Here is a 22,286-nt window from a genome sequence, read left to right as displayed (position 1 = left end):
GAAAGGATGGGTACACATGGCATTTGAATTCAGATTACCGGATATTGGCGAGGGTATTCACGAAGGCGAGATTGTGAAATGGTTCGTTAAAGCTGGAGATACAGTAAAAGAAGACGATATTCTTTGTGAAGTACAAAATGATAAAGCAGTAGTAGAAATCCCTTCACCAGTTGAAGGAACAGTAGAGGAAGTTTTAGTAGGAGAAGGAACAGTTGCCGTAGTTGGCGATGTTTTAATCCGATTAGACGCACCTGGCTATGAAGACTTAAAGCTAAAAGGTGACGATCATGCCGAAGCAAAAACAGAGGCACAAGTTCAAGCAACTGCTGAATCTGGTCAGAACGTAGAAAAAGCTCCTACTAAAGAGGAAAAGGCACCAGAAAAAGCTCCCGAAAAAGCTCCCGAAAAAGCTCCAGAAAAAGTGGAGACAGTAGTTGATGAAACAAAACGTGTGATCGCAATGCCTTCTGTACGTAAATTTGCCCGTGATAACGATGTAAATATTCGTGAAGTGAAGGGTACAGGCAAAAACGGTCGAATCCTTAAAGAAGATATTGAAAACTTCTTAAAAGGTGGCGGMACTGTAGAGGCTGAAACTGCAWADATMGAAACATCAGAAGATACAGTTCAACAAGAAACGTCTACACCAGCAGCACCAGTAGTTCTTGAGGGGGATTTCCCAGAGACTCGTGAAAAAATGTCAGGTATTCGAAAAGCGATTGCAAAAGCAATGGTACACTCGAAACAAACGGCTCCTCATGTTACACTAATGGATGAAGTCGATGTAACAGCTCTTGTAGCACATCGTAAAAAATTCAAAGATATCGCTGCCGAAAAAGGTGTTAAATTAACATACTTACCATATGTAGTGAAAGCACTTATTTCAACTTTACGCGAGTTCCCAGAATTTAATCGCTCTTTAGATGATGCAACACAAGAAATTATCCAAAAGCATTACTATAACATTGGTATTGCAGCAGATACTGAAAGAGGCTTACTAGTACCAGTTATTAAGCATGCAGATCGTAAATCTGTATTTGCAGTGTCTAATGAAATTAATGAATTAGCGACAAAAGCCCGTGAAGGTAAGCTAGCACCACATGAAATGAAAGGTGCTTCCATGTCCATTACGAATATTGGCTCTGCAGGAGGACAATGGTTTACACCAGTTATTAACCATCCTGAAGTAGCAATTCTAGGTATTGGTCGAATTTCAGAAAAACCTGTAATAAAAAATGGTGAAATTGTAGCCGCACCTGTGTTAGCATTATCATTGAGCTTTGATCATCGTATGATCGATGGAGCCACTGCGCAAAATGCTTTAAATCATTTAAAGCGTTTGTTAAGTGAGCCAGAATTATTATTAATGGAGGCGTAACAAAAATGGTAGTAGGAGATTTCCCAATCGAAACAGATACTCTTGTCATTGGTTCAGGTCCTGGAGGATATGTAGCAGCAATTCGTGCAGCTCAAACTGGCCAAAAAGTAACAATCGTTGAAAAAAATGTACTTGGTGGAGTGTGCTTAAACGTAGGTTGTATCCCATCAAAAGCATTAATTTCAGTAGGTCACCGTTTTGAGCAAGCTAAACATTCAGATGACATGGGAATCATCGCTTCTGATGTGAAATTAGACTTCTCAAAAGCACAAGCATTTAAAGACAGCGTTGTTAAGAAATTAACTGGCGGTGTTGAAGGCTTACTTAAAGGTAACAAAGTTGAAATTGTACAAGGTGAAGCTTATTTCGTTGACGCTCATTCAGTGCGTATCATCAATGGTGAATCTGCTCAAACTTACACATTTAACAATGTCATTATTGCAACAGGTTCTCGTCCAGTTGAAATTCCAACATTCAAATTCACTGATCGTGTATTAAATTCTACTGGTGCACTTTCTCTACAAGAAGTACCTGGTAAATTAGTTGTTATCGGTGGCGGTTATATTGGTACTGAGCTTGGATCAGCTTATGCGAACCTTGGCTCTCAAGTAACAATTATTGAAGGCGGAAAAGATATTTTAGCTGGCTTCGAAAAGCAAATGACGCAAATCGTGAAAAAAGGCCTTAAAAAGAAAGGCGTTGAAATTGAAGTTAACGCATCTGCAAAAGGCGTAGAAGAAACTGAAAACGGCGTAGTAGTAACTTATGAAGTAGGCGGAGAAGAGAAAAAAGTTGAAGCTGATTACGTATTAGTTACTGTAGGACGTCGTCCAAATACAGATGAAATGGGCCTTGCTGAAATCGGAGTTGAATTCGGTGAACGTGGTCTAATCAATGTTGACAAACAATGTCGTACAAATATTCCAAATATCTATGCAATCGGTGATATCGTAGCAGGTCCACAACTTGCACATAAAGCATCTTACGAAGGTAAAGTTGCTGCTGAAGCAATTGCGGGTGAAAAATCAGTAGTTGATTATCTTGCTGTGCCAGCTGTATGTTTCACAGATCCAGAAATGGCGACAGTTGGTTACAACGAAGAACAAGCAAAAGCTGAAGGCATTGAATACACTGCAGCGAAATTCCCATTCGCAGCAAATGGTCGTGCTCTTGCATTAAACCAATCAGAAGGTTTCGTGAAACTTGTTGCTCGTAAAGAGGACGGCTTATTAATTGGTGCTCAAATCGTAGGTGCTGGTGCATCTGATATGATCGCTGAAATGGGCTTAGCAATTGAAGGCGGCATGACTGCTGAGGATATCGCATTAACAATTCACGCTMACCCAACATTAGGTGAAATTACAATGGAAACTGCTGAAGTATTACTTGGCAACCCAATCCACATTGTAGCGAAAAAATAATTTGAATAAAGGAGTGTAGATAAAGCGAGACATTCGCTTATCTACACTCTTTTTTTAGCCAATGTTTTATATGAACAATTAATTTTTCTATTAGCTTTTTCCCGTAACAGGCTTGAATGATAATGATAAGTAATAAGTAGCTCCTCATGGAAAATATTCAATTATTATAGCTTTTAAATCGTATTTCTACCTTTTACAAGCTCCTTTGATTATTCTGAATAATCGATAAATGCTATAATGATAGCATTGTAGAAAGTAAGGAGGATTTAATAATGGAGCTTAATTTAACGGGGAAAGTAGCAATTATAACAGGATCGAGTAAAGGAATTGGCTATTATACAGCCATGCAGCTTGTTAAAGAGGGTGCACAGGTTGTACTTTGCGCTCGTGGTGAAAAACAACTGCAAGTGGCTGCAGGATGCATAAAAAATGAAACAGGCGTAGATGTATTAATTGTTCCAACTGACATTACAAAAGAAAAAGATTGTAAGTATCTCATTGAGCGTACTGTAGAGCATTTTGGACGTGTGGATATTCTTATTAATAATGCTGGTACAGCTTCAGCGAATTCCTTTGAAACGGTGAGTAGTGAGCTGTGGCAGGCAGATTTAGATTTAAAGGTATTTGGAGCTATTCATTGTTCAAAATATGCTGCTCCATATATGCGAAAGGCTGGGGGCGGTGCAATCGTTAATGTGACTGCCGTGATGGCTAAAACTCCACCTGCAAGTTCACTTCCAACTACTGTAAGCCGTGCTGCGGGGCTTGCCTTGACAAAAGCGATGAGCAAGGATTTAGGGAAGGATAATATTCGAGTAAATTCTGTATGTATAGGACTTATTCGTAGTGATCAAATCGAAAAGAAATGGAAAAAGGAAGAACCAAATTTATCGTGGGAAGAATATTCTCGTAAAGTGGGGCAAGCAATTCCGCTGGGTCGTGTAGGTGATACGCAAGAAGCAGCAAACGTTATCACTTTTTTAGTATCTGATGCGGCGAGCTATGTTACAGGTACAGCTGTTAATATTGATGGTGGCTCTGGTCACGCATTATAGAATAGTAAAAATCCACTATACTAATAGAAGTATAGTGGATTTTTAAGAATATTTATCCTTCTTCATTAATAAGTACATTTTTACCACGTATTTTCATAAACAGTGGTATAAGTAACCAAGAAATGGCAACCACTAAAAATAGTAATGATAAAGGCTTTGTTATAAAAATAGAAAAGTCTCCATTCGAAATGGTTAATGCACGGCGCATATTATTTTCAATCATCGGCCCTAGTACTAATGCAAGTACTAATGGAGCTACTGGGTAATCATTTTTAGCAAATAGCTAACCAAGTACACCACAAGCTACTAATAAAAATAAATCAAACGTGGCGAATTGTACGGCATAAACTCCAAAAATTGAAATTGCAATAATAATAGGCAATAAATATTTTTTAGGTGTTTAGATGATTTTGGCAAAAATGCAGACCAAAGGCAGATTTAATGMTAATAAMATTAAATTWCCAATAAACATACTGGCAATTAATCMCCAAGCAACTTGAGGATGTTCATCAAATAATAATGGACMTGGCTGAATATTATACATAATAAGTGCACCCATTAAAATAGCAGTAGTACCTGAGCCGGGAATTCCTAAAGTTAGTAATGGGATCATTGCACCGCCTGATGCAGCATTGTTCGCTGATTCAGGTCCAGCTACACCCGCAATATGACCTTTTCCAAATTGCTCGGGTGTTTTACTGAATTTTTTCTCGGTAATATAAGAAAAGAATGAGGCAAGTGTTGCGCCTGCGCCGGGTAAGACGCCGATGAAAAAGCCTAATAAGGAGCCGCGAGCAATAGGAACAGCACTATCCTTTAAATCTTGCTTTGTTGGTAATACACGATTAATTTTGGCTAATTGACCATCCTCTTCTTCTTTTTCAAGAATGGTTTTAAATACTTCGCCTAATGCAAATAAACCAACAGCGATAGTTAAAAATTCAATGCCAGAGAACAGCATTGGCTGACCAAATGTAAAACGTTCTATACCTGATACGGCATCAATACCAACTGTTCCGAGCATAAGCCCTAAAACAGTCATAATYAAAGCTTTGGTAATAGAACGTCCTGCTAGGCCACTTACTGCTGCAAGTCCTAATAACATCAAAGAAAAGTATTCTGCGGGTCCAAATTTAAGTGCTAATTTTGACAATGGATTAGCTAATAATATCAGACCTAGTAGAGCTACAACGCCTGCACAAAATGAGCCAATGGCCGCGATAGAAAGAGCACTTCCAGCACGACCTTGTTTAGCCATTTGATAGCCATCCAATGTTGTCACAACTGATGAGGATTCACCAGGCGTGTTTAATAGAATGGAAGTTGTTGATCCACCATACATGGCCCCATAGTATACCCCTGCAAGTAAAATAATTGAGCTGGTAGCGGCAGCCTCAGTAGGTAGTCCAGCTGTAATGGTTGCTGTAACGGGGATTAATAATGCAACTCCACTCATGGGACCTATACCTGGAAGTACACCAACTGCTGTACCAATTATGACACCAACAAGAGCGAATAAAAGGTTTTGCCATTGAAGGGCAACTGCAAATCCATCAGCTAAAAATTGCAATGTCGACATATGTTCACTCCTGTACTAAAAAATTGGGAAACTAGGCAATGCCCCTCCTAGTRAAYTTGNNAATRTWKRAWWKWCRMCYRGWSRARAWCCWGYTGCAATAATAATTGAATAAATAAGTTTAGTACGTTCCATTGTTTGGAAACTAATACACAAAAATAAAAATGTTGTTATCATATAGCCAATTTTTTCAAGGAAAAATACATACGCAAGAGCGCTACCTAAAATAATTAAGAACTTTTTGAGCTCTGTTGAAGATATTTTAGAAGAAGTAGTTGGTCCTCCTGTGACTCGCTCTCTCACAGCTTTTTTCCATGATTCATAAAATAATTGAAGACTTAATAAACCTAAAATAATACCTAAACCTAATGGAAAAATTTTGGGACCAACTGTAGACCCATAAGCACTATCAGAAATCTGTGTTGCTTGAAAAATAAACAAAATACTAAGTGCTAAGAGGGTAATGCTAAATGTTTTATCAAATGTATAGCTCAACCGTTTTACACCTCCATTGAMAATAGATAAAGTTACACAAGTAGTTCTWTATTTAATGGAAATACTTGTGCCTTTTTTAAAAAAACGATTCGTTATTTTTGCATACCAAGAGCTGTTAGTAGTTCAATGATTATTTTATTTTGACTGTCTAGATAAGCTGTAAATTCTTCCGCATTACGGTATTCTGCTTGCCAGCCATTACGTGTCACCTCAGCTTGCCATTCTTTTGATTCAGACATTGCCTGTAATTTTTCAGACCAATAGGCAATCGCATCTTCACTCATATTTTTTGGACCAAAGATACCACGCCAAATTGTAAACTCCTCATCAATACCGGCTTCTTTAAAAGTAGGAACCTCTGCTAGCTCACCTTCTAAGCGTTCAGAGGAACTGACAGCTAATACACGAACATCTCCGGATTTAACATAAGTAGCAATTGTGGAGGCATCTGTTGCAATTACATCCGCATTGCCACCTAATAATGCTGTAACTGCCTCACCGCCACCGTCATAAGAAACATATTTAATTGTTTTTAAGTCAATCCCCGCTTTATAAGCCGGGATAATTCCTACTAGATGATCCATCGAACCTGGTGCAGACCCACCTGCTAATGTGACATCTTTTGGTGAAGTTTTCATGGCATTTAAAACATCTGCAAGCGTTTGGAAAGGAGAATCCTTTTTAACAACGATTGCGCCATAGTCACGTGTTAATTGTGCTAAAGGTGTAGTATCCTTATAGCCAAATTTACTATTTCCTTCAGCCTTTTCATGATTTATAAGGATCGGTGGTGATTTAACCATTAATATATAATCATTATTGGCTTCCTTTGTAGCAAATGTTGCCATGAAGGCAGCACCACCACCACCTGGCTTATTCTCAACTTGAATCGCCTTATCAATCAACCCAGTATCACTCATTGTTTTTGCTACTGCACGAGCTGTTAAATCCCAGCCACCACCAGCACCTGATGGAGCAACAATGGTAATATTACTTTTTGGATAATCACTGGCATTCTTTCCCTCTGTTTTTTCTCCATTTGATGCTGAACAGCCAACCAAACTAGTAAATAGTAAGCCAGCTACCATTATTTTAGAAATGTTCCTCCACATAAAAATCCCCCTTAAAAATAAAATGGTAGCGCTATCAATTTAGCGCTACCCATACTATAACTTACTTCTCAATTTTGGAAATATTGTGATAATAATGTGGATTAACATCATTTTGTTCATAAAGTTTATGTGGAAATAAAGTATCGTCGTTCAGGACGCCCAACTGTACCATAAGTCAGTTCGGTATAGACCTGCTTTTGTGTAACTAAAAATTCTAAATAACGACGAGCGGTGGAACGGCTGACACCTATATTCTTTCCCAACAGCTCAGCTGTACTACCATTCTCCATTATACTTAAATGGTTGATAWCATGATTMWTTGTTGTTGGATCTATCCCTTTTGGTAATAATAACGGTGTTTCTTGAAGGGGGGATGAACCTGCTTTTGGCCAAAGGTATTGAATTTTTTCATGTGTAAATTTCTCATTATTTTTCAGCAATAGATACTTGTAACGGAATTTTTCTATACTCTCTTTTAGCTGTTCGAATGTAAATGGCTTTAAAATGTAATCAGTAACATTTTTCTGATAAGCTTTCTGTACTATATGTGCCTCTGTAGCTGCGGTAATCAAAATAATACTACTTGTTGGGCTCACTTCTTGGATTTTATCAATTAAATCTACTCCCAGTATATCTGGCAAAAAGACATCGAGTAATATAAGGTGTGGTGAAAATGATTGAAGCCAATCTAAAGCTTCTTCTCCCGTACTTGCCCGTGCAATTACTGTAAAGCCTTCAATTTTTTCTAAAAAACGACAATGTACATCTGCTACACGTACATCATCTTCAATTACTAGCACTTCAATATTGTTCATGGATCATAGTCCCCCTTTTGCTAATAGATACGATAAATAGGGCACCTCCTAAATCTCCTTCTTCAAGAGCAAGAGTACCGTTTAAATCATGGATACTGGAAATGACTTTCCTTAATCCATAGCCTCGATGCTTACTATCTTTCGTAGAAATATTTTCTGAAAATAGCACGTCTAGTTTTTCTTGTGCAAAACCTTGTCCCGAGTCCTCGACCTCAAAGATGATTTCCTCTCCATTATCAAATATAAAAAGCCTAATAATTGGTTGTCGCTCTTTGTTTTTTTCAACCTCTTCAAAAGCATTGGTTAATAAATTTCCAATAATAGAAATAATTAGGCTTTTTTCGATGCTTTCAGGGAATGTTTCTAAATAACTATCCTCATCAAAAATCAACTTGATTTTTAATTCACGTGCACGATTAAAAAATCCGATAATTAAACCATTTAAAAATGGGTCCTTTACACGCTTTGTTATAAATTGGGTTAGAGAAGAATGTCCTTGTACCTCTTTATGAATAATAGATAGTGCTTCATCAGATGCATTTAATTGAATAAGGCCTGATATTGTGTAAAGGACATTATTAAACTCATGTGTTTGAGCACGTAAAGCTTCCGTATATTGCTTTACTTGTGATAATTCGATAGCCATTTGTTCTATTTCTGATTGTAATCGGAAACTTGCAACTGCGCCGACAACTTTATCATTCACCTTCATAGGTACACGGTTAACAATAATTTCATGACCATTAACAATCATCAATTTATCAAGTTGTTTTTCACCCTTCATTAATACGTTTAGCAGATGTGTGTTTGGTATATGCTCTTCTATATTATCGCCCATGATAGAAGCTGAATCCGTTAAATGTAAGATTTTCGCGGCAGCATTGTTTAGGGTCGTAATTTCACCTTTCTGATTTACCGTAATAATAGCTTCACGGACTGATTCAATTAAAGTATTTTTTTCTGTTAATAGACTGGCAATTTCACTTGGCTCCAGATTAAAAATTTGCTTTTTAATGTTTCGGGWTWAAWAAATAGAGACGATAATACCAATGCCTAGTGCAATAAAAATCGTATAAAAAATATTATCAAGGTATAAAAAATATAAGCGATCTAATTCACTTGTTAAGTAACCAATTGAAACAACACCAATAATCGATCCATTTGAGTCTAAGATAGGTGCTTTCCCACGAATGGATTGTCCCATTGAACCATTTGCAATGGAAATATAAGACTCACCGTTGATTAATGCTCGGTCATTATCATCTCCGACCATCGATTTACCAATACGGTCTGCGATAGGATGGGTGTAGCGTATGCCATTTTTATCTCCAATTACAACATAAGTAGCTTTTGCAGCAAGCATAATCTCTTTGCTAATTTTTTGCAGGCTTTCGGAAGGGTTATTTGTATGAAACGCTTCAATTACATCACCCCTGCTAGCCGTTGTTTCCGCCAAATATAGTGCCCGGTTTCCAATTTGTGTTTGCAATGCATCAGATATGGTCATATAAAAGAGGATGCCTGCTAAAATAACAATAATAAAAATTAAAAAACTGCTGTAATAGGCAAAGCGGGCTTGGAGTGTTAATGTTTTAAAGAAAATAGTGAATCCCACCTTTGTGTTTATTCTAGAAATTTTAGTCATTGATAATACTAGTAATCTTTTGTAATTTTCGATTATATAAAAAAATTTCGAAATTTGCTAGATGATCATTAAAAAAGTGATTTGAAGTGGATAGGCACAATATAAAAAAGTTGATAAGTCATAATGATAAAAAGTGAAGTTCTTGTAGAATAGGACTTTTAATACTGTTTCATAGAATTGCTTGGATATTTCGGTATTTGATTATTATTTTTCTAAAATCACAATAGACAGAAAATTCCTATAGATGTAGAATGAACGATATAGGGGGTGAAAAGTGGCGAAATGTTGAACGAAAATTTTGCTACGTTGTTGTTACGAGCTGTTCGGATTATTGTGCAAATCGGTATACTTACTATTTTCTATTACATGGGGGTTGGCATTGTTTCTTATCTGCACATACCTCTTCCAGGAAGCGTCATTGGCTTACTTTTATTAGCACTTTCACTCAATTTTAAAATTATTAAGGTCGAATATATACAAGATGGAGCAGGTTTTTTAATTGGCATCTTAACGTTGTTTTTCATTCCAGCAACTGTAGGTGTTATTGATTATCCAGAGCTCATGACATTCACTGGTCTGCTCATCATTTTAGCAGTTATTGCTAGTACATTAATCTCTATTTATGTAACAGGATTGCTGACACAACTCATTGAAAAAAGAGAACTGGCCAAAAAAGAAAGCTCAAAGCCTAATGTGGAAGAAGGAAAGGGGGAATTAACTGTTGATTGAAGTAACGGTTGTCCTTAGCACCATCATCATGTTTATTTTATTTACAAAGCTCTATCAACGATTTCCCCATCCTATCATGATTCCCCTGGTCACGACTACGATTGTCAGTGCAGTGATTTTACTTGTATTTGATATTCCATATTCAACTTATATGCAAGGTGGGGAATGGCTTCAGAAAATGCTTGGGCCAGCTGTTGTGGCACTTGCATATCCTCTTTATAATCAACGAGCAATTATTATGGTATGTCGGCAGTCAGTTTTATCAAGACTACTAATCGGCATGATAACAGGCTTAGTGACAATTTTTGTGTTACTAAAATGGATCGGTGTAGAACCTAGCTGGATGCTGACAGCCTTACCTAAATCGTTAACAACGCCTGTTGGAATGCAGGTGAGCGAAACGATTGGGGGCATTCCTCCTTTAACGGCTGTTTTCGTCATGATTGCAGGGTTTGTAGGGGCCATTATCGGACCATTAGTCATTAAGTATGGCAAAATTGACTCTGCCGTGAGTAGGGGAGTGGCAGTAGGAAGTGCCTCACATGGGGTAGGTCTTKTGAAATTAAGAGAATATGGGGAACAGGAATTATCAGTTGGTTCCTTATCAATGGGCTTAACGGCTGTTATCGGAGCCTTCTTCTGCCCTTTATTTGTGTATTTATTTTTATAATAGAATGGTGCTTTATAGAAAAAGGAGCTGTCTCAAAAAAGATAGGAAACAACCCTTTTGTTTTAAATAAATGGTTATTTCTAGAAGCAATTATTCATTGTGAAAATGAAATGAAAAAAACTTCAGATAATATTCTATTATAKCTATTTTGTAATGAAGAGAATGTTTTCTGGTTGTGTTCAACAAGAAGAATATACTCACATCTGTATTTATAAATATAAAAGCTAGCCCTTCATATTGAAGAGCTAGCTTATATTTTTTAGAAAATTGGCTTACGTTCTTTGATAACACGAATTGTTTTTAATGTYGTATCCTCTGGTCCTTGAACGGGTAAACCTGCTTCAATATTCATTTGAATATAATGAATATTTTCTTGAGTAATTATTTCCCCGGGAATAAAAATAGGAATCCCGGGAGGATACACCATAATAAATTCTGCACAAATACAGTTATCTGCTTCTGCAAGGGGAACGACTTCTGTATCTGCATAAAAAGCATCACGTGGAGACATGGCGAGAGCTGGAATTTCTGGCACGTTTACCAAAGCCTCTGTTATAGCCGCTTCAGAATCAAATGCTTTTGACATACSAGTTRMYSSRWKWRKTRWAWRAKKAAYWKCCTKTTTTGTATCTCCTAAAGTCACTAAACATAAGATATTATAAAGGTCAGACAATTCGACTTCAATATTGGCATTATAACGCAACCATTCCTCAGCTCGATGACCAGAAATACCTAAATCTTTCACACTAATCAGAAGTTTTAATGGATCCATATCATAAGTTGCAGAAGAATGTAACTTTTCCTTACCTGCGCACTTTAAATGTGGTATTTGATTGATGCGTTTACGAGCATCCTTTGCTAAACGTAATGCATCGTCAATTAAATCGTATCCATGAATGGCTAACTGACGTCGAGCTGTGTCAAGTGAAGCAAGTAATGGATAGGATGTCGATGTAGTTGTTAACATAGAAAATACAGCTTGTACACGTTTTGCAGAAACAAGACCCTCACGTACATTTAAAATAGACGTTTGTGTCATGGAGCCACCAAGCTTATGAACGCTTGTTGCTGCCATGTCAGCACCTGCTTCCATAGCTGAATATGGAAGGTCATCATGGAATTTTATGTGTACACCATGCGCTTCATCTACTACTACCGGAATATTACGGTCATGAGCAATCTCCACAATACGCTTTAAATCAGCTGTAAAGCCAAAATATGTTGGATTAATAACAAGTACTGCCTTTGTATCCGGGTAAGCATTTAATGCTTTTTCAACAGCTTCAGGGGATATGCCATGAGAAATCCCATATTCGCTGTCAACTTCAGGATGAATAAAAATTGGAATGGCACCAGCGAATACAATCGCCGACATAATAGATTTATGAACATTCCGTGGCACTAGAATTTTATCACCTGGACCGACGACGGTCAGAATCATCGTCATGATGGCGCCACTAGTACCTTGAACGGAAAAGAATGTATGATCAGCACCAAAGGCTTCAGCTGCTAAGTTTTGCGCTTCTTTTATAGCACCCTTTGGTGAATGTAAATCGTCTAGTGGAGCAATATTAATWADDTSRATTSATHAWDVGTTGTCGCCGACGAATTCTCGGAAAGCAGKATCCATTCCTTGCCCTTTCTTATGGCCTGGAATATGGNACTGAATGGGATGTCTGTTCCGATGTTTTAATAATACGTCGAACAATGGABTCTCTAATTGTGACAACGCAGGTACCACCTCACTTTATAATATCTAAGAAAACAAATGAATTATAGCACCTAACGACACGAAAAAATAGGCTTTTCCTAAAAAATAAAAGGATTTTTTTCAGGATACCGAGAAAATAGTATTGAACGAAAGGGGAGGTACTATGAATTGGAATACACGTGTGACGGATCTTTTACAGGTTAAATATCCAATTATTCAAGGGGGATTAGCCTATTTAGCATATGCTGATTTAGCCGCAGCTGTGTCGAATGCTGGTGGTTTAGGGCAAATAACGGCTATGAGTTTACGTGATCCTGAATTATTACGAGCAGAGATCCATAAGGTACGAACATTAACAGATAAACCATTTGGCGTAAATTTTGCGATTGGCATGCATGGTACAGGCTATGAGGATATGGTGCGCGTTGCAATCGAAGAAGAAGTTCCAGTTGTTACAATGACAGGGGGAAATCCAGCGCCTATATTTAATTTACTGGCAGGCACAGCTATAAAAAAATTAGTCCTTGTAGCTGCTCGTAGASAAGCTSAAAAGGCTGAACAGCTTGGAGCAGATGCTGTAATGGYTGTGGGTCAAGAGGGTGGCGGTCATCYTGKGCGTGATGATGTCRGTACAWTGGTTCTTGTTCCYCAGGTGGTTGATAGTGTWAGTMTKCCTGTCATTRCWKHAKRTGGRATKGGTGATKGACGCGGCTGGATGGCTGCTSAWRCATTGGGAGCTGAAGGCATTGAAATGGGCACTCGTTTTATAGCAACACGAGAGTGTGTTGATGCTTCTGAGGCTTATAAAGAGGCACTAGTTGCAAGTACTGAAGCAGATACAACCATTATTAAGCGCTCAATTGGTGCGCCGGCTCGTGCATTACGCAATGACTTTACTACAAAGATTTTGGAAATTGAGGAAAAAACACCAACATATGAGGCGTTGAAAGAATATATAAGTGGTTCAGCAAATAAACGCTTTATTTATGATGGTGATAAGGAACAGGGTTTTGGCTGGGCTGGACAAGTGACCGGAATGATTCACGATATCCCAACCGTTGATGACCTTATTAAGCGAATGGTTGCAGAAGCTGAAAGTATACGGTTAAAATGGGGGCAATAACGTAAAGGTGGTTTTGTCGAATGGAATACTCTTATCCGTTTTCAACTGATTGGTCCACAGAGGAGATTGTGGATGTTGTTCAATTCTTTGAGGGAATTGAGAAAGCTTATGAAAAAGGCATCAAGCGTGAAGTTATGCTAGCTAAATATCGACGCTTTAAAGAGATTGTTCCTTCCCAAGCAGAGGAAAAATCAATTTTTCGCGAATTTGAAGAGGCGAGTGGCTACATTAGCTATCCAGTTGTAAAACAAACAAAGGAAGCCGAAGATGGGATGATTATAAAAGTTACCCCAAGAAATGGCCATTAAAAAAGTGGATGTGAGATCAACTCACATCCACTCTTTATTTTTTTGTGTTAAAAAACGACATATTGCATAAACTACATCAATAAAAAAACTTTATAAGGTTAGCTTATTTTCCAACAATAATGTTGTAAAGAGGAAGTAAGCTGTTAAATGTGTCTTCTGTTAWTTGATGTAATTCGCTTGCTGTTAGTTTGGTTGCTTGTTCTTTTGGAATATGACGGCCAATTAAAAACTCACCCTTTTTGACATCTCGTAGGCGAATAAGCATTTCTTCAAGCTTGTCTTCTTTTGCCACTTCGAGAGAAACGGCCTCAGGTGACATATGMTCTCCTGACACGATAAAATCAKMTGGAAKCTGCTCAATTAMAGATTTATGAGCTAGTAAACGCTCAGCCATAACATTTTTTTGAGGCGCTTCATAAATAATAGCTAAGACGATGAATAAATGTGTGTGCCATAGACCAATCTGAAAGTGAGGCAATGATTTATAACCTCTTTTATAAGGGGCGAAGGCAACCCAACTATCTTTTGGAGGGTTAACAGTTCTTCGAGCATGTTTAGCCACATGCGGGAAGAATTCTTCACCTAATTGGCTAGAGAAAAATGCAGAAAAATCTTCACCTAGCTGATTGAATTTTGGACGTACATGTAAATTTAAAGCATCCATTCTTTGTTCTAAACCGTCTATTGTAAAAACCTTAAAGTCTTTGTTTGTCCACTTTATTTTTGGCAATTTTATTTTACTCCTTTCGTTTTATAAGGTTTATTTTACGCTGAATTTGGGAAAAAATCTTATAACAAGAACTTTATCAAATGAGTAAAGTTTTTGTGAAAAAATTAAAAAAAGGAAGTGTTTTTTATGAAACCATTCGTAAAAATTATACGTAAAGTTAACATTGAAAAGCAATATGAGCACATTTTACAATTAGAATTAGATTATGAATTAGCTTCACTTTTTGCAGCAATGAATGAAAAAAATGACATGGAAATTGAAAAAAGTAAAAAACGTCTGGCAGAAATTCAGATGGAACTTGAAAGTTTGCACGCCTATGCGTAATCAAAATCTAATACCCATTTAAAAAATCACTTGCTGAATATTCCGACAGCAGGTGATTTTTATTGTGACAAAGGGTAAAATAGAAATTATATCATAAGGTAGTACTAGGTTTTATATAGCAAAAGTTGTGAAGTAGTGGGAAAAGGTATCATAAACATACGAGAGCGATTAATATAGAAGGCCTTTTCTTATATTCGAAGGGTGGGTTATGAGTGGATTTACAACAAATTGATAAATTTGCAAAAGATATTATTTTTGAAGCTGGGCGACGTATTCGAGAGGCTTTTTCGTATAATCTAGTAATTGAGACAAAATCAGGTGCAAATGACCTCGTTACCAATATTGATCGAGAGACGGAGTTATTCTTTATTGAGCAAATTAAAGCCTTTGATCCAACCCACAAAATTCTAGGGGAAGAAGGAATGGGCGAACAGGTTAAATCACTAGATGGTGTAGTTTGGATTATTGATCCAATTGATGGAACGATGAATTTTGTTAAACAGCATCGCCATTTTATGATTTCAATCGGTATTTTTGTCAATGGCGTAGGAAAGTTAGGTTACATATTTGATGTCATGCGGGAGGATTTATTTAGTGCCATCAAGGGGCAAGGGGCATGGTATAATGATTCACCATTGCGTAAACTACAGTCTGTTACAATGGAGGAGTCTGTCATTGGCATAAATGCACATTGGGTCGCACCTAATCGACATATTCACCATGAAAAGGTGATAGATATGGTTCGTAAAGTTCGCGGTACACGGTCCTATGGCTCCGCAGCAATGGAAATTGCATTTGTTGTAAGTGGCAAATTAGATGCCTATGTCTCTATGCGTTTAGCACCATGGGATATTGCAGGAGGGACCATCATTGCTCAGGAAGTTGGAGCAGTTGCTACAAATCTACATGGTGAAGGCTTTGATTTCCTTCATCAGGATACATTTATTATTGCTAATCCCGCTATTCATAAAGAATTATTAGAAAAATATATAGTGCCATATGAATAAAAAGGAGCCGTCTATTTATTAGACAGCTCCTTTTTATGTTCTTTAAAGTAATCCTTSCGCACGTMGTTTACGCTTCATTTTAAAGGCTGTCATGAAAATGACACAAGTAGCCACAATACCAGCTATTACACCAAATACATTACTAGCTGCAACAGAGTAGCCGATAGAACACATTGCTAATACAGCTGCCAATGCATAGATGGCCATTACGATTTTTGCACGATTCATAGCCTAGCCTCCTATATAAAAAATTTGTCGATCAAATATATTTTTTAGAATGATGGAAATTCTAATAAGGACATTTCTATCCTTCTTGTGCTATAATATCACAGTTAAACATTCGAAAAAAGAATATGGAGTGGAATAATGACAAACTTACGTCAAGATCTTCGCAATATCGCAATTATCGCCCACGTTGACCATGGTAAAACTACTTTAGTCGACCAATTATTAAAACAATCAGGTACATTCCGTTCAAACGAACATGTTGAAGAACGTGCAATGGACTCTAATGATATTGAACGCGAACGTGGTATTACAATTTTAGCAAAAAATACTGCAGTAAACTATAACGGAACTCGTATTAACATCCTTGATACGCCTGGACACGCCGACTTCGGTGGTGAGGTAGAACGTATTTTAAAAATGGTAGATGGCGTTTTACTAGTTGTCGATGCGTATGAGGGTTGTATGCCGCAAACACGCTTTGTACTGAAAAAAGCGTTGGAACAAAAGTTAACACCGATTGTAGTTGTAAACAAAGTTGATAAAGATTCAGCTCGTCCTTTAGAAGTAGTAGATGAAGTATTAGAATTATTCATCGAGCTAGGCGCTGATGATGATCAATTAGATTTCCCAGTTGTGTATGCATCAGGTGTAAACGGTACAGCTTCTCTTGATGCTGATCCAGCAAAACAAGAAGAAAATATGCAATGTCTATTTGAAAAGGTAATTGAAGCAATTCCTGCACCAGTAGACAACTCAGCAGATCCATTACAATTCCAAGTGGCATTACTTGACTACAATGATTATGTTGGTCGTATTGGGATTGGACGCGTATTCCGCGGAACAATTGAAGTAGGGCAACAAGTTGCTTTAATGAAGTTAGATGGGACTGTGAAAMAATTCCGTGTAACGAAACTATTTGGTTTCTTTGGTTTAAAACGTGAAGAAATCCAATCAGCAAAAGCTGGTGACTTAATTGCTGTTTCAGGTATGGAAGACATCAACKTTGGGGAAACAGTATGTCCGGTGGAACATCAAGAAGCTTTAACACCATTACGTATAGACGAGCMAACATTACAAATGACTTYCTTAGTGAATAATTCACCGTTTGCAGGTCGTGAAGGGAAATGGGTAACTGCTCGTAAAGTAGAAGAGCGTTTACGTTCACAACTTCAAACGGACGTATCTCTACGTGTAGAAGATACAKATTCACCAGATGCATGGACGGTTTCTGGACGTGGTGAGCTACATTTATCAATTCTTATTGAAAATATGCGCCGTGAAGGCTTTGAACTACAAGTATCAAAACCTCAAGTTATCATTCGTGAAATTGATGGTGTAAAATGTGAACCATTTGAACGTGTACAAATCGATGTTCCAGAAGAAAAKGTAGGTTCGGTTATTGAATCGATTGGTACGCGTAAAGGTGAAATGTTGGATATGGTGAACAATGGCAATGGCCAAGTACGTTTAACATTCCTTGTTCCTGCCCGTGGTTTAATTGGATATACAACAGAATTCATGTCTATGACGAAAGGTTTTGGTATCATTAACCATACATTCGATTGTTACCAACCATATATTCCAGGCCGTATTGGTGGACGTCACCAAGGTGTTCTTGTATCAATGGAAACTGGTAAATCGACAACTTATGGTATGATGCAAGTAGAGGACCGTGGTACACTATTTGTTGAGCCAGGTACTGAAATTTATGAAGGTATGATTGTTGGTGAAAATACACGTGATAATGATATCACTGTAAACATAACAAAAATGAAGCAAAAAACGAATGTTCGTTCTGCGACAAAAGATGCAACAAACGTTATTAAAAAGCCGCGTCTATTAACACTAGAAGAAGCATTAGAGTTCTTAAATGATGATGAGTATTTAGAAATCACTCCAGAATCTATTCGCCTTCGTAAACAAATTCTAGATAAAAATGAACGTGAAAGAATAGCGAAAAAACTAAAAAACGCTGAACAATAATTTTTTGCTTCCACGAAAGGAAGAGGAGTCTTGGATCTGAAGTCCGCTTTATTGGGTGAACTAAATGTTATTCAAGTTGCTGCACAGACAGGTACAGATGAAACAACACGAGTTTATGGGAGAATGGCTGGTATCACTAGATTTTTATATGAAAATTTACCAAGCTATGAAATAGCAGGTTATGTTGTATTTCTTCTTGTATTTGTACTTTCTGCCATTGTCTATAAACTAGGCTTTGCCAAGAAATTAAAGTTATCTCAAAATATTATTATTTATGCGTTCCTATTTTTAGGTTGTATCATGCTTACATTCTTCGCCCTATTCTTACCAATGATTGAAGGTCTTATTGTAGCGGCCTTAATTCTAATTGTCTATAAAACAAGACTATGGCGTGAAAAAAGAGAAGAGCAACAAGCTACCAATCAATAACAATTACGTACTTTATAATAAGAACTTTTTATCTGTTATAAACAGTCTTAGCGGTTTTAATGCTAAGGCTGTTTTTTTGTATGTTTCCCCCTGTAGTCAAGCTGAGGAAAACACCCACACTCTACACAAATTAAAAAATGATAGGCACCGAAATCTTCTTATGTGAATAAGTTAATGTCGATAGGCTTATTTTCAACACATCAAGGAGGAAAGGGAATGCGTTGGCTTACAAAAGGTTTATTATTAGGTGTCATTGCTTTGTTACTCCTTTCTTTGACGGCATGTAATAAAGCAGAGCTAGAAAAAGTCAAAGTAGGAGAAGTAACTCGTTCGATTTTCTATGCGCCTCAATATGTAGCACTTGAGAAAGGTTTCTTCGAGGAGGAGGGTCTTTCTGTTGAGCTACAAACGATTGCAGGTGGCGATAAAACGATGACGGCGTTACTGTCAGATGGAATTGATATAGCTTTAGTTGGGTCTGAGACGTCTATTTATGTCACTTTACAAGGTGCAAATGATCCCATTCAAAATTTTGCACAGTTAACACAAACGGATGGTACCTTTTTAGTGGCAAGAGATAAGATAGATAATTTTTCGTGGGATCAATTGAAGGGCTCAACGTTTTTGGGGCAACGTAAAGGTGGAATGCCACAAATGGCAGGTGAATTCGTGCTGAAAAAACATGGCATCGACCCTGTAAATGATTTAACGCTCATTCAAAATATTGATTTTGCCAACATTGCTACTGCTTTTGCATCAGGTACTGGTGACTATGTTCAATTATTTGAACCTACTGCGAGTGTCTTTGAGAAAGAAGGAAAGGGTTATATTGTAGCTTCGTTTGGAACGGAGTCTGGTAATCTTCCTTACACGTCCTTTATGGCCAAAAGTAGTTATTTAAAGGATGAAGCTTCAACTGTTCAAGCCTTTACAAATGCATTGAAACGAGCACAGGATTTTGTGCAAAATGAGAGTGCTGCTGAAGTAGCAAAAATTATTCAACCGTATTTTGAAAATGTGGATATAGAGATAATTGAAACGGTAATTGAGCGATATAAAGCACAAGGCTCTTATGCTACTGACCCAATCCTTGATGAAGGAGAGTGGGATAACTTGCAAACAATTATGGAGGAAGCAGGTGAACTTCCTCAACGAGTGGAGTATGAAAAACTTGTGAACACTACTTTTGCCAAAAAGGCTGCTGAGTAATATGGAATTTTTACAGCTGGAGAATATTCACCATAGTTATTTTTCAAGTACACAGGCAAAGGAAGTATTACGTGATATCAGTTTAGCCATTCATGAAGGAGAGTTTGTTTCGTTTATTGGGCCGAGTGGCTGCGGTAAAACCACATTATTATCAATTATTGCAGGATTATTCCCTGCCACTGAAGGCAATGTTTATATAGATGGTGAAAAGCTATCAGCAAGTAATCAATCAAGCATTGGCTATATGCTTCAGCAGGACTATTTATTTCCTTGGAAGACCATTGAAGAAAACGTCACAATAGGATTGAAAATAATGGAAAAAAGTCATAAAACACATAAAGTAACGGCCAATGCGTTATTACAGGAAGTAGGATTACCGCATGTGGGGAACAATTACCCTCGAGAATTATCAGGAGGTATGCGGCAACGTGTGGCCCTTGCTCGTACCTTAGCTGTAAATCCTAAAATTTTATTATTAGATGAACCATTTTCAGCGTTAGATTATCAGTCGAAATTAAAGCTTGAGGATTTAGTGGTGGAAACATTAAAAACTTATAAAAAGACTGCTATTCTTGTGACACATGATATTGGTGAAGCAATCGCAATGAGTGAGCGCGTAGTTCTATTTTCTGCAAACCCAGGGGCAGTTCACAAAGTGTTTGAAATACCTGAAGCCCTTAATGAACTATCACCTTTTGATGTAAGACAGCATCCAGCCTATGCAGATATTTTCCAAACTATTTGGAAGGAGCTGGAGAGCCTTGGATAATACATTATTTAAGCAATATCAGCAATTGTTAAAAAAAGAAAAACGCTATGTTCGAATATATCAGCTTATTATTTTACTGCTATTCTTTGGTGGATGGGAGCTGCTTTCAAGATTAGAATGGATTGATCGGTTAATTTTTAGCTCGCCAACTCATGTATGGCATACATTTATTGAGAAAGTCATTGACGGTTCTTTAACATTGCATGTGAGTGTTACATTAATGGAGACCGTAATTGGCTTTTTAGCGGGGACTTTATTAGGAACATTGATAGCTGTTGTCTTGTGGTGGTCCCCGTTACTATCAAAAGTACTCGATCCCTATCTAGTAATTTTAAACGCGATGCCAAAAGTTGCACTTGGTCCGATTTTGATTGTTGCACTCGGCCCAGGTTATTTTTCTATCATAGCTATGGGTGCATTAATATCCATCATTATAACAACGATTGTTGTATATACGGCATTTAAAGGTGTCGATCCGAATTATAGTAAGGTTTTACAAACCTTTGGAGCGACAAGATGGCAAATCTTTCGTGAGGTCATTTTGCCAGCCTCATTTCCTACAATCATTTCGACCTTGAAAGTGAATGTTGGCTTATCATGGGTAGGGGTTATTGTAGGGGAATTTTTAGTAGCTTCAAAAGGACTTGGTTATTTAATTATCTATGGCTTCCAAGTATTTAATTTTAACCTTGTCCTTATGTCACTTCTGATCATTGCCTTTTTTGCTACCATTATGTATCAAGTTGTAGAATTAGTTGAAAAAACGATTATTAAAAATAATGGATAGTATAAAAAAGAGGTGTCTCAAAATAGAGGCACCTCTTTTTAATCTGTTCTTTAGTTAAAATTCTTTATCCATCTGGGGTGAAGTACGATAAAAACGGAAATTGCCTGTTTCCATTCGTGCTACAGTATTTTCCGAAATGCGATCATGACAAATATCGCACATATAAGTATGAATTGGTCGATTACGCAATTTTTTTGCTAAAGGTAAATTATCATCTAAATTATGAATCGTATCGCAAATAACGCATTTAACGCGCATTGCATTCCCTCCTATTCAGCGCGAATGGCTGATACGTTTTTAATAGGATTGTCAATATTTGAACCGTCTCTTAGTAATACATGGATGGGACCGTCTTCTAAAAGAGGCTTACCGTCTTGGCTATATTTTAAAATAAGTGTATAAGCTTCTTCAATTGTAAAAGGATATTCTTCGCCATCTTTGCAAGTTAAGACGATTTTTGTCGCTTCTGGTTTAATTTCAGCATTCTTCAAGAAGTGACTTAATTCGATACCAAATGTACCTGTCTCCATTCCTTTACGGTCAAATTTCCTTTCTGATTTTAATGTAGGTGGGAATGTTGCTCCTTCCATAATTTCACGTGACCAGTGTGCTCCTACTTCACGCATATATTTGACGTCAGCATCTTCCTCAACATTTTGAGTAGTGAAGTAAGTGTTTAAATCTAATTTACGATCATCGAAAATCCACACAGTAGGATCTAATGTTAGTTGGTATGTGACTGCACCTGTGATAGGAATTATTGTTTCCATAATAGAAATCCT

The 22,286-nt window shown here is 37.3% G+C and carries 21 protein-coding genes and 3 pseudogenes; 14 read left to right on the top strand and 10 right to left on the bottom strand.

Annotated features, from left to right (window positions below):
* Positions 1 to 16: 16 nt before the first annotated feature.
* The 3 genes from ACHZEU_RS09415 (at position 17) to ACHZEU_RS09405 (ending at position 3,854) form a co-directional block, all read left to right on the top strand.
* On the top strand, positions 17 to 1,378 hold the full coding sequence (locus ACHZEU_RS09415; protein WP_404804425.1) for a dihydrolipoamide acetyltransferase family protein: 1,362 nt from the start codon (positions 17 to 19) through the stop codon (positions 1,376 to 1,378).
* Positions 1,379 to 1,383: 5 nt separating this feature from the next.
* Positions 1,384 to 2,799 carry a dihydrolipoyl dehydrogenase gene (gene lpdA / locus ACHZEU_RS09410; protein WP_404804424.1) on the top strand — a complete coding sequence of 472 codons (1,416 nt, stop codon included), beginning with the start codon at positions 1,384 to 1,386 and terminating at the stop codon, positions 2,797 to 2,799.
* Between the two features lie 272 nt (positions 2,800 to 3,071).
* Entirely contained in the window at positions 3,072 to 3,854 is a 783-nt protein-coding gene (locus ACHZEU_RS09405; RefSeq protein WP_048391943.1) for an SDR family NAD(P)-dependent oxidoreductase, read from the top strand.
* 52 nt (positions 3,855 to 3,906) lie between these two features.
* On the opposite strand, the pseudogene ACHZEU_RS09400 reads toward ACHZEU_RS09405, so the two are convergent.
* The 5 genes and pseudogenes from ACHZEU_RS09400 to ACHZEU_RS09380 all read right to left on the bottom strand — a co-directional run bounded on the left by ACHZEU_RS09400 (position 3,907) and on the right by ACHZEU_RS09380 (position 9,497).
* Positions 3,907 to 5,433: pseudogene (locus tag ACHZEU_RS09400) on the bottom strand (tripartite tricarboxylate transporter permease).
* A gap of 15 nt (positions 5,434 to 5,448) precedes the next feature.
* Positions 5,449 to 5,871, bottom strand: a pseudogene (locus ACHZEU_RS09395) (tripartite tricarboxylate transporter TctB family protein).
* A 146-nt stretch (positions 5,872 to 6,017) separates the two neighbouring features.
* On the bottom strand, positions 6,018 to 7,037 hold the full coding sequence (locus tag ACHZEU_RS09390) for a tripartite tricarboxylate transporter substrate binding protein (RefSeq protein WP_279494073.1): 1,020 nt from the start codon (positions 7,035 to 7,037) through the stop codon (positions 6,018 to 6,020).
* Positions 7,038 to 7,162: 125 nt separating this feature from the next.
* Positions 7,163 to 7,852, bottom strand: a complete 690-nt coding sequence (locus tag ACHZEU_RS09385) for a response regulator (protein WP_404804423.1) — start codon at positions 7,850 to 7,852, stop codon at positions 7,163 to 7,165.
* Entirely contained in the window at positions 7,839 to 9,497 is a 1,659-nt protein-coding gene (locus tag ACHZEU_RS09380; protein ID WP_404804422.1) for an ATP-binding protein, read from the bottom strand. The genes ACHZEU_RS09385 and ACHZEU_RS09380 overlap by 14 nt, the downstream gene beginning before the upstream one ends.
* A 282-nt stretch (positions 9,498 to 9,779) precedes the next feature.
* Here ACHZEU_RS09380 and ACHZEU_RS09375 point away from each other — a divergent pair, with 282 nt between their 5' ends.
* A complete protein-coding gene (locus tag ACHZEU_RS09375; protein WP_048391938.1) occupies positions 9,780 to 10,226 on the top strand; it encodes a CidA/LrgA family protein in 447 nt (148 codons plus the stop codon).
* Positions 10,219 to 10,896, top strand: coding sequence for an LrgB family protein (locus ACHZEU_RS09370; RefSeq protein ID WP_404804421.1), 678 nt, complete (start codon positions 10,219 to 10,221; stop codon positions 10,894 to 10,896). Before ACHZEU_RS09375 ends, ACHZEU_RS09370 begins: the two co-directional genes overlap by 8 nt.
* A gap of 259 nt (positions 10,897 to 11,155) precedes the next feature.
* On the opposite strand, the pseudogene ACHZEU_RS09365 reads toward ACHZEU_RS09370, so the two are convergent.
* Positions 11,156 to 12,625, bottom strand: a pseudogene (locus ACHZEU_RS09365) (aminotransferase class I/II-fold pyridoxal phosphate-dependent enzyme).
* A gap of 145 nt (positions 12,626 to 12,770) precedes the next feature.
* Here ACHZEU_RS09365 and ACHZEU_RS09360 point away from each other — a divergent pair.
* Both ACHZEU_RS09360 and ACHZEU_RS09355 read left to right on the top strand, forming a co-directional pair.
* Positions 12,771 to 13,730: an NAD(P)H-dependent flavin oxidoreductase gene (locus ACHZEU_RS09360; protein ID WP_404804420.1), complete on the top strand. Its 960-nt coding sequence runs from the start codon at positions 12,771 to 12,773 to the stop codon at positions 13,728 to 13,730.
* Between the two features lie 20 nt (positions 13,731 to 13,750).
* The gene (locus ACHZEU_RS09355) at positions 13,751 to 14,038 is read left to right on the top strand and encodes a UPF0223 family protein (protein ID WP_054549842.1); all 288 of its coding nucleotides are present in this window, start codon (positions 13,751 to 13,753) and stop codon (positions 14,036 to 14,038) included.
* 103 nt (positions 14,039 to 14,141) lie between these two features.
* Here the strand turns inward: ACHZEU_RS09355 and ACHZEU_RS09350 are convergent, their stop codons facing one another.
* Positions 14,142 to 14,768, bottom strand: coding sequence for a YktB family protein (locus ACHZEU_RS09350; protein ID WP_404804419.1), 627 nt, complete (start codon positions 14,766 to 14,768; stop codon positions 14,142 to 14,144).
* Positions 14,769 to 14,894: 126 nt separating this feature from the next.
* Here ACHZEU_RS09350 and ACHZEU_RS09345 point away from each other — a divergent pair, with 126 nt between their 5' ends.
* Both ACHZEU_RS09345 and ACHZEU_RS09340 read left to right on the top strand, forming a co-directional pair.
* Complete coding sequence (locus tag ACHZEU_RS09345) at positions 14,895 to 15,092, top strand: hypothetical protein (protein ID WP_404804418.1); 198 nt, start codon at positions 14,895 to 14,897, stop codon at positions 15,090 to 15,092.
* A gap of 212 nt (positions 15,093 to 15,304) precedes the next feature.
* Positions 15,305 to 16,099: an inositol monophosphatase family protein gene (locus ACHZEU_RS09340; RefSeq protein ID WP_054549844.1), complete on the top strand. Its 795-nt coding sequence runs from the start codon at positions 15,305 to 15,307 to the stop codon at positions 16,097 to 16,099.
* A gap of 42 nt (positions 16,100 to 16,141) precedes the next feature.
* Here ACHZEU_RS09340 and ACHZEU_RS09335 read toward each other — a convergent pair whose 3' ends face one another.
* Positions 16,142 to 16,327 carry a DUF5325 family protein gene (locus tag ACHZEU_RS09335; protein ID WP_404804417.1) on the bottom strand — a complete coding sequence of 62 codons (186 nt, stop codon included), beginning with the start codon at positions 16,325 to 16,327 and terminating at the stop codon, positions 16,142 to 16,144.
* A gap of 138 nt (positions 16,328 to 16,465) precedes the next feature.
* On the opposite strand from ACHZEU_RS09335, the gene typA reads away from it, so the two are divergent.
* The 5 genes from typA to ACHZEU_RS09310 all read left to right on the top strand — a co-directional run bounded on the left by typA (position 16,466) and on the right by ACHZEU_RS09310 (position 21,504).
* A complete protein-coding gene (typA, locus tag ACHZEU_RS09330) occupies positions 16,466 to 18,310 on the top strand; it encodes a translational GTPase TypA (RefSeq protein ID WP_404804416.1) in 1,845 nt (614 codons plus the stop codon).
* 30 nt (positions 18,311 to 18,340) lie between these two features.
* Positions 18,341 to 18,739, top strand: coding sequence for a YlaH-like family protein (locus ACHZEU_RS09325; RefSeq protein ID WP_004224772.1), 399 nt, complete (start codon positions 18,341 to 18,343; stop codon positions 18,737 to 18,739).
* Between the two features lie 216 nt (positions 18,740 to 18,955).
* Positions 18,956 to 19,948, top strand: a complete 993-nt coding sequence (locus ACHZEU_RS09320) for an ABC transporter substrate-binding protein (RefSeq protein WP_004224773.1) — start codon at positions 18,956 to 18,958, stop codon at positions 19,946 to 19,948.
* A gap of 1 nt (position 19,949) precedes the next feature.
* Positions 19,950 to 20,717, top strand: a complete 768-nt coding sequence (locus ACHZEU_RS09315) for an ABC transporter ATP-binding protein (RefSeq protein WP_279494079.1) — start codon at positions 19,950 to 19,952, stop codon at positions 20,715 to 20,717.
* Positions 20,710 to 21,504, top strand: coding sequence for an ABC transporter permease (locus tag ACHZEU_RS09310; RefSeq protein ID WP_081010995.1), 795 nt, complete (start codon positions 20,710 to 20,712; stop codon positions 21,502 to 21,504). Before ACHZEU_RS09315 ends, ACHZEU_RS09310 begins: the two co-directional genes overlap by 8 nt.
* 54 nt (positions 21,505 to 21,558) lie before the next feature.
* Here ACHZEU_RS09310 and ACHZEU_RS09305 read toward each other — a convergent pair whose 3' ends face one another.
* Together ACHZEU_RS09305 and ACHZEU_RS09300 are read right to left on the bottom strand one after the other, a co-directional pair.
* Positions 21,559 to 21,762, bottom strand: a complete 204-nt coding sequence (locus tag ACHZEU_RS09305; RefSeq protein ID WP_048394712.1) for a YlaI family protein — start codon at positions 21,760 to 21,762, stop codon at positions 21,559 to 21,561.
* Between the two features lie 11 nt (positions 21,763 to 21,773).
* Entirely contained in the window at positions 21,774 to 22,274 is a 501-nt protein-coding gene (locus ACHZEU_RS09300; protein ID WP_048394710.1) for a hypothetical protein, read from the bottom strand.
* Positions 22,275 to 22,286 lie beyond the last annotated feature (12 nt).

Origin of the sequence: Lysinibacillus sp. S1, assembly GCF_044986265.1 — a bacterium.
Classification (GTDB): Bacteria; Bacillota; Bacilli; order Bacillales_A; family Planococcaceae; genus Lysinibacillus; species Lysinibacillus capsici.
Note: the sequence above shows the minus strand (reverse complement) of the source record. Positions and strands in the feature narration are given on the sequence as shown.

Bases quoted from the DNA above. Each gene is read 5' to 3' on its own strand.
- ACHZEU_RS09375 (WP_048391938.1), top strand. From the start codon at position 9,780: ATGTTGAACGAAAATTTTGCTACGTTGTTGTTACGAGCTGTTCGGATT.
- ACHZEU_RS09300 (WP_048394710.1), bottom strand. From the start codon at position 22,274: ATGGAAACAATAATTCCTATCACAGGTGCAGTCACATACCAACTAACA.
- ACHZEU_RS09315 (WP_279494079.1), top strand. From the start codon at position 19,950: ATGGAATTTTTACAGCTGGAGAATATTCACCATAGTTATTTTTCAAGT.
- ACHZEU_RS09345 (WP_404804418.1), top strand. From the start codon at position 14,895: ATGAAACCATTCGTAAAAATTATACGTAAAGTTAACATTGAAAAGCAA.
- ACHZEU_RS09355 (WP_054549842.1), top strand. From the start codon at position 13,751: ATGGAATACTCTTATCCGTTTTCAACTGATTGGTCCACAGAGGAGATT.
- ACHZEU_RS09305 (WP_048394712.1), bottom strand. From the start codon at position 21,762: ATGCGCGTTAAATGCGTTATTTGCGATACGATTCATAATTTAGATGAT.
- ACHZEU_RS09390 (WP_279494073.1), bottom strand. From the start codon at position 7,037: ATGTGGAGGAACATTTCTAAAATAATGGTAGCTGGCTTACTATTTACT.
- ACHZEU_RS09320 (WP_004224773.1), top strand. From the start codon at position 18,956: ATGCGTTGGCTTACAAAAGGTTTATTATTAGGTGTCATTGCTTTGTTA.
- ACHZEU_RS09405 (WP_048391943.1), top strand. From the start codon at position 3,072: ATGGAGCTTAATTTAACGGGGAAAGTAGCAATTATAACAGGATCGAGT.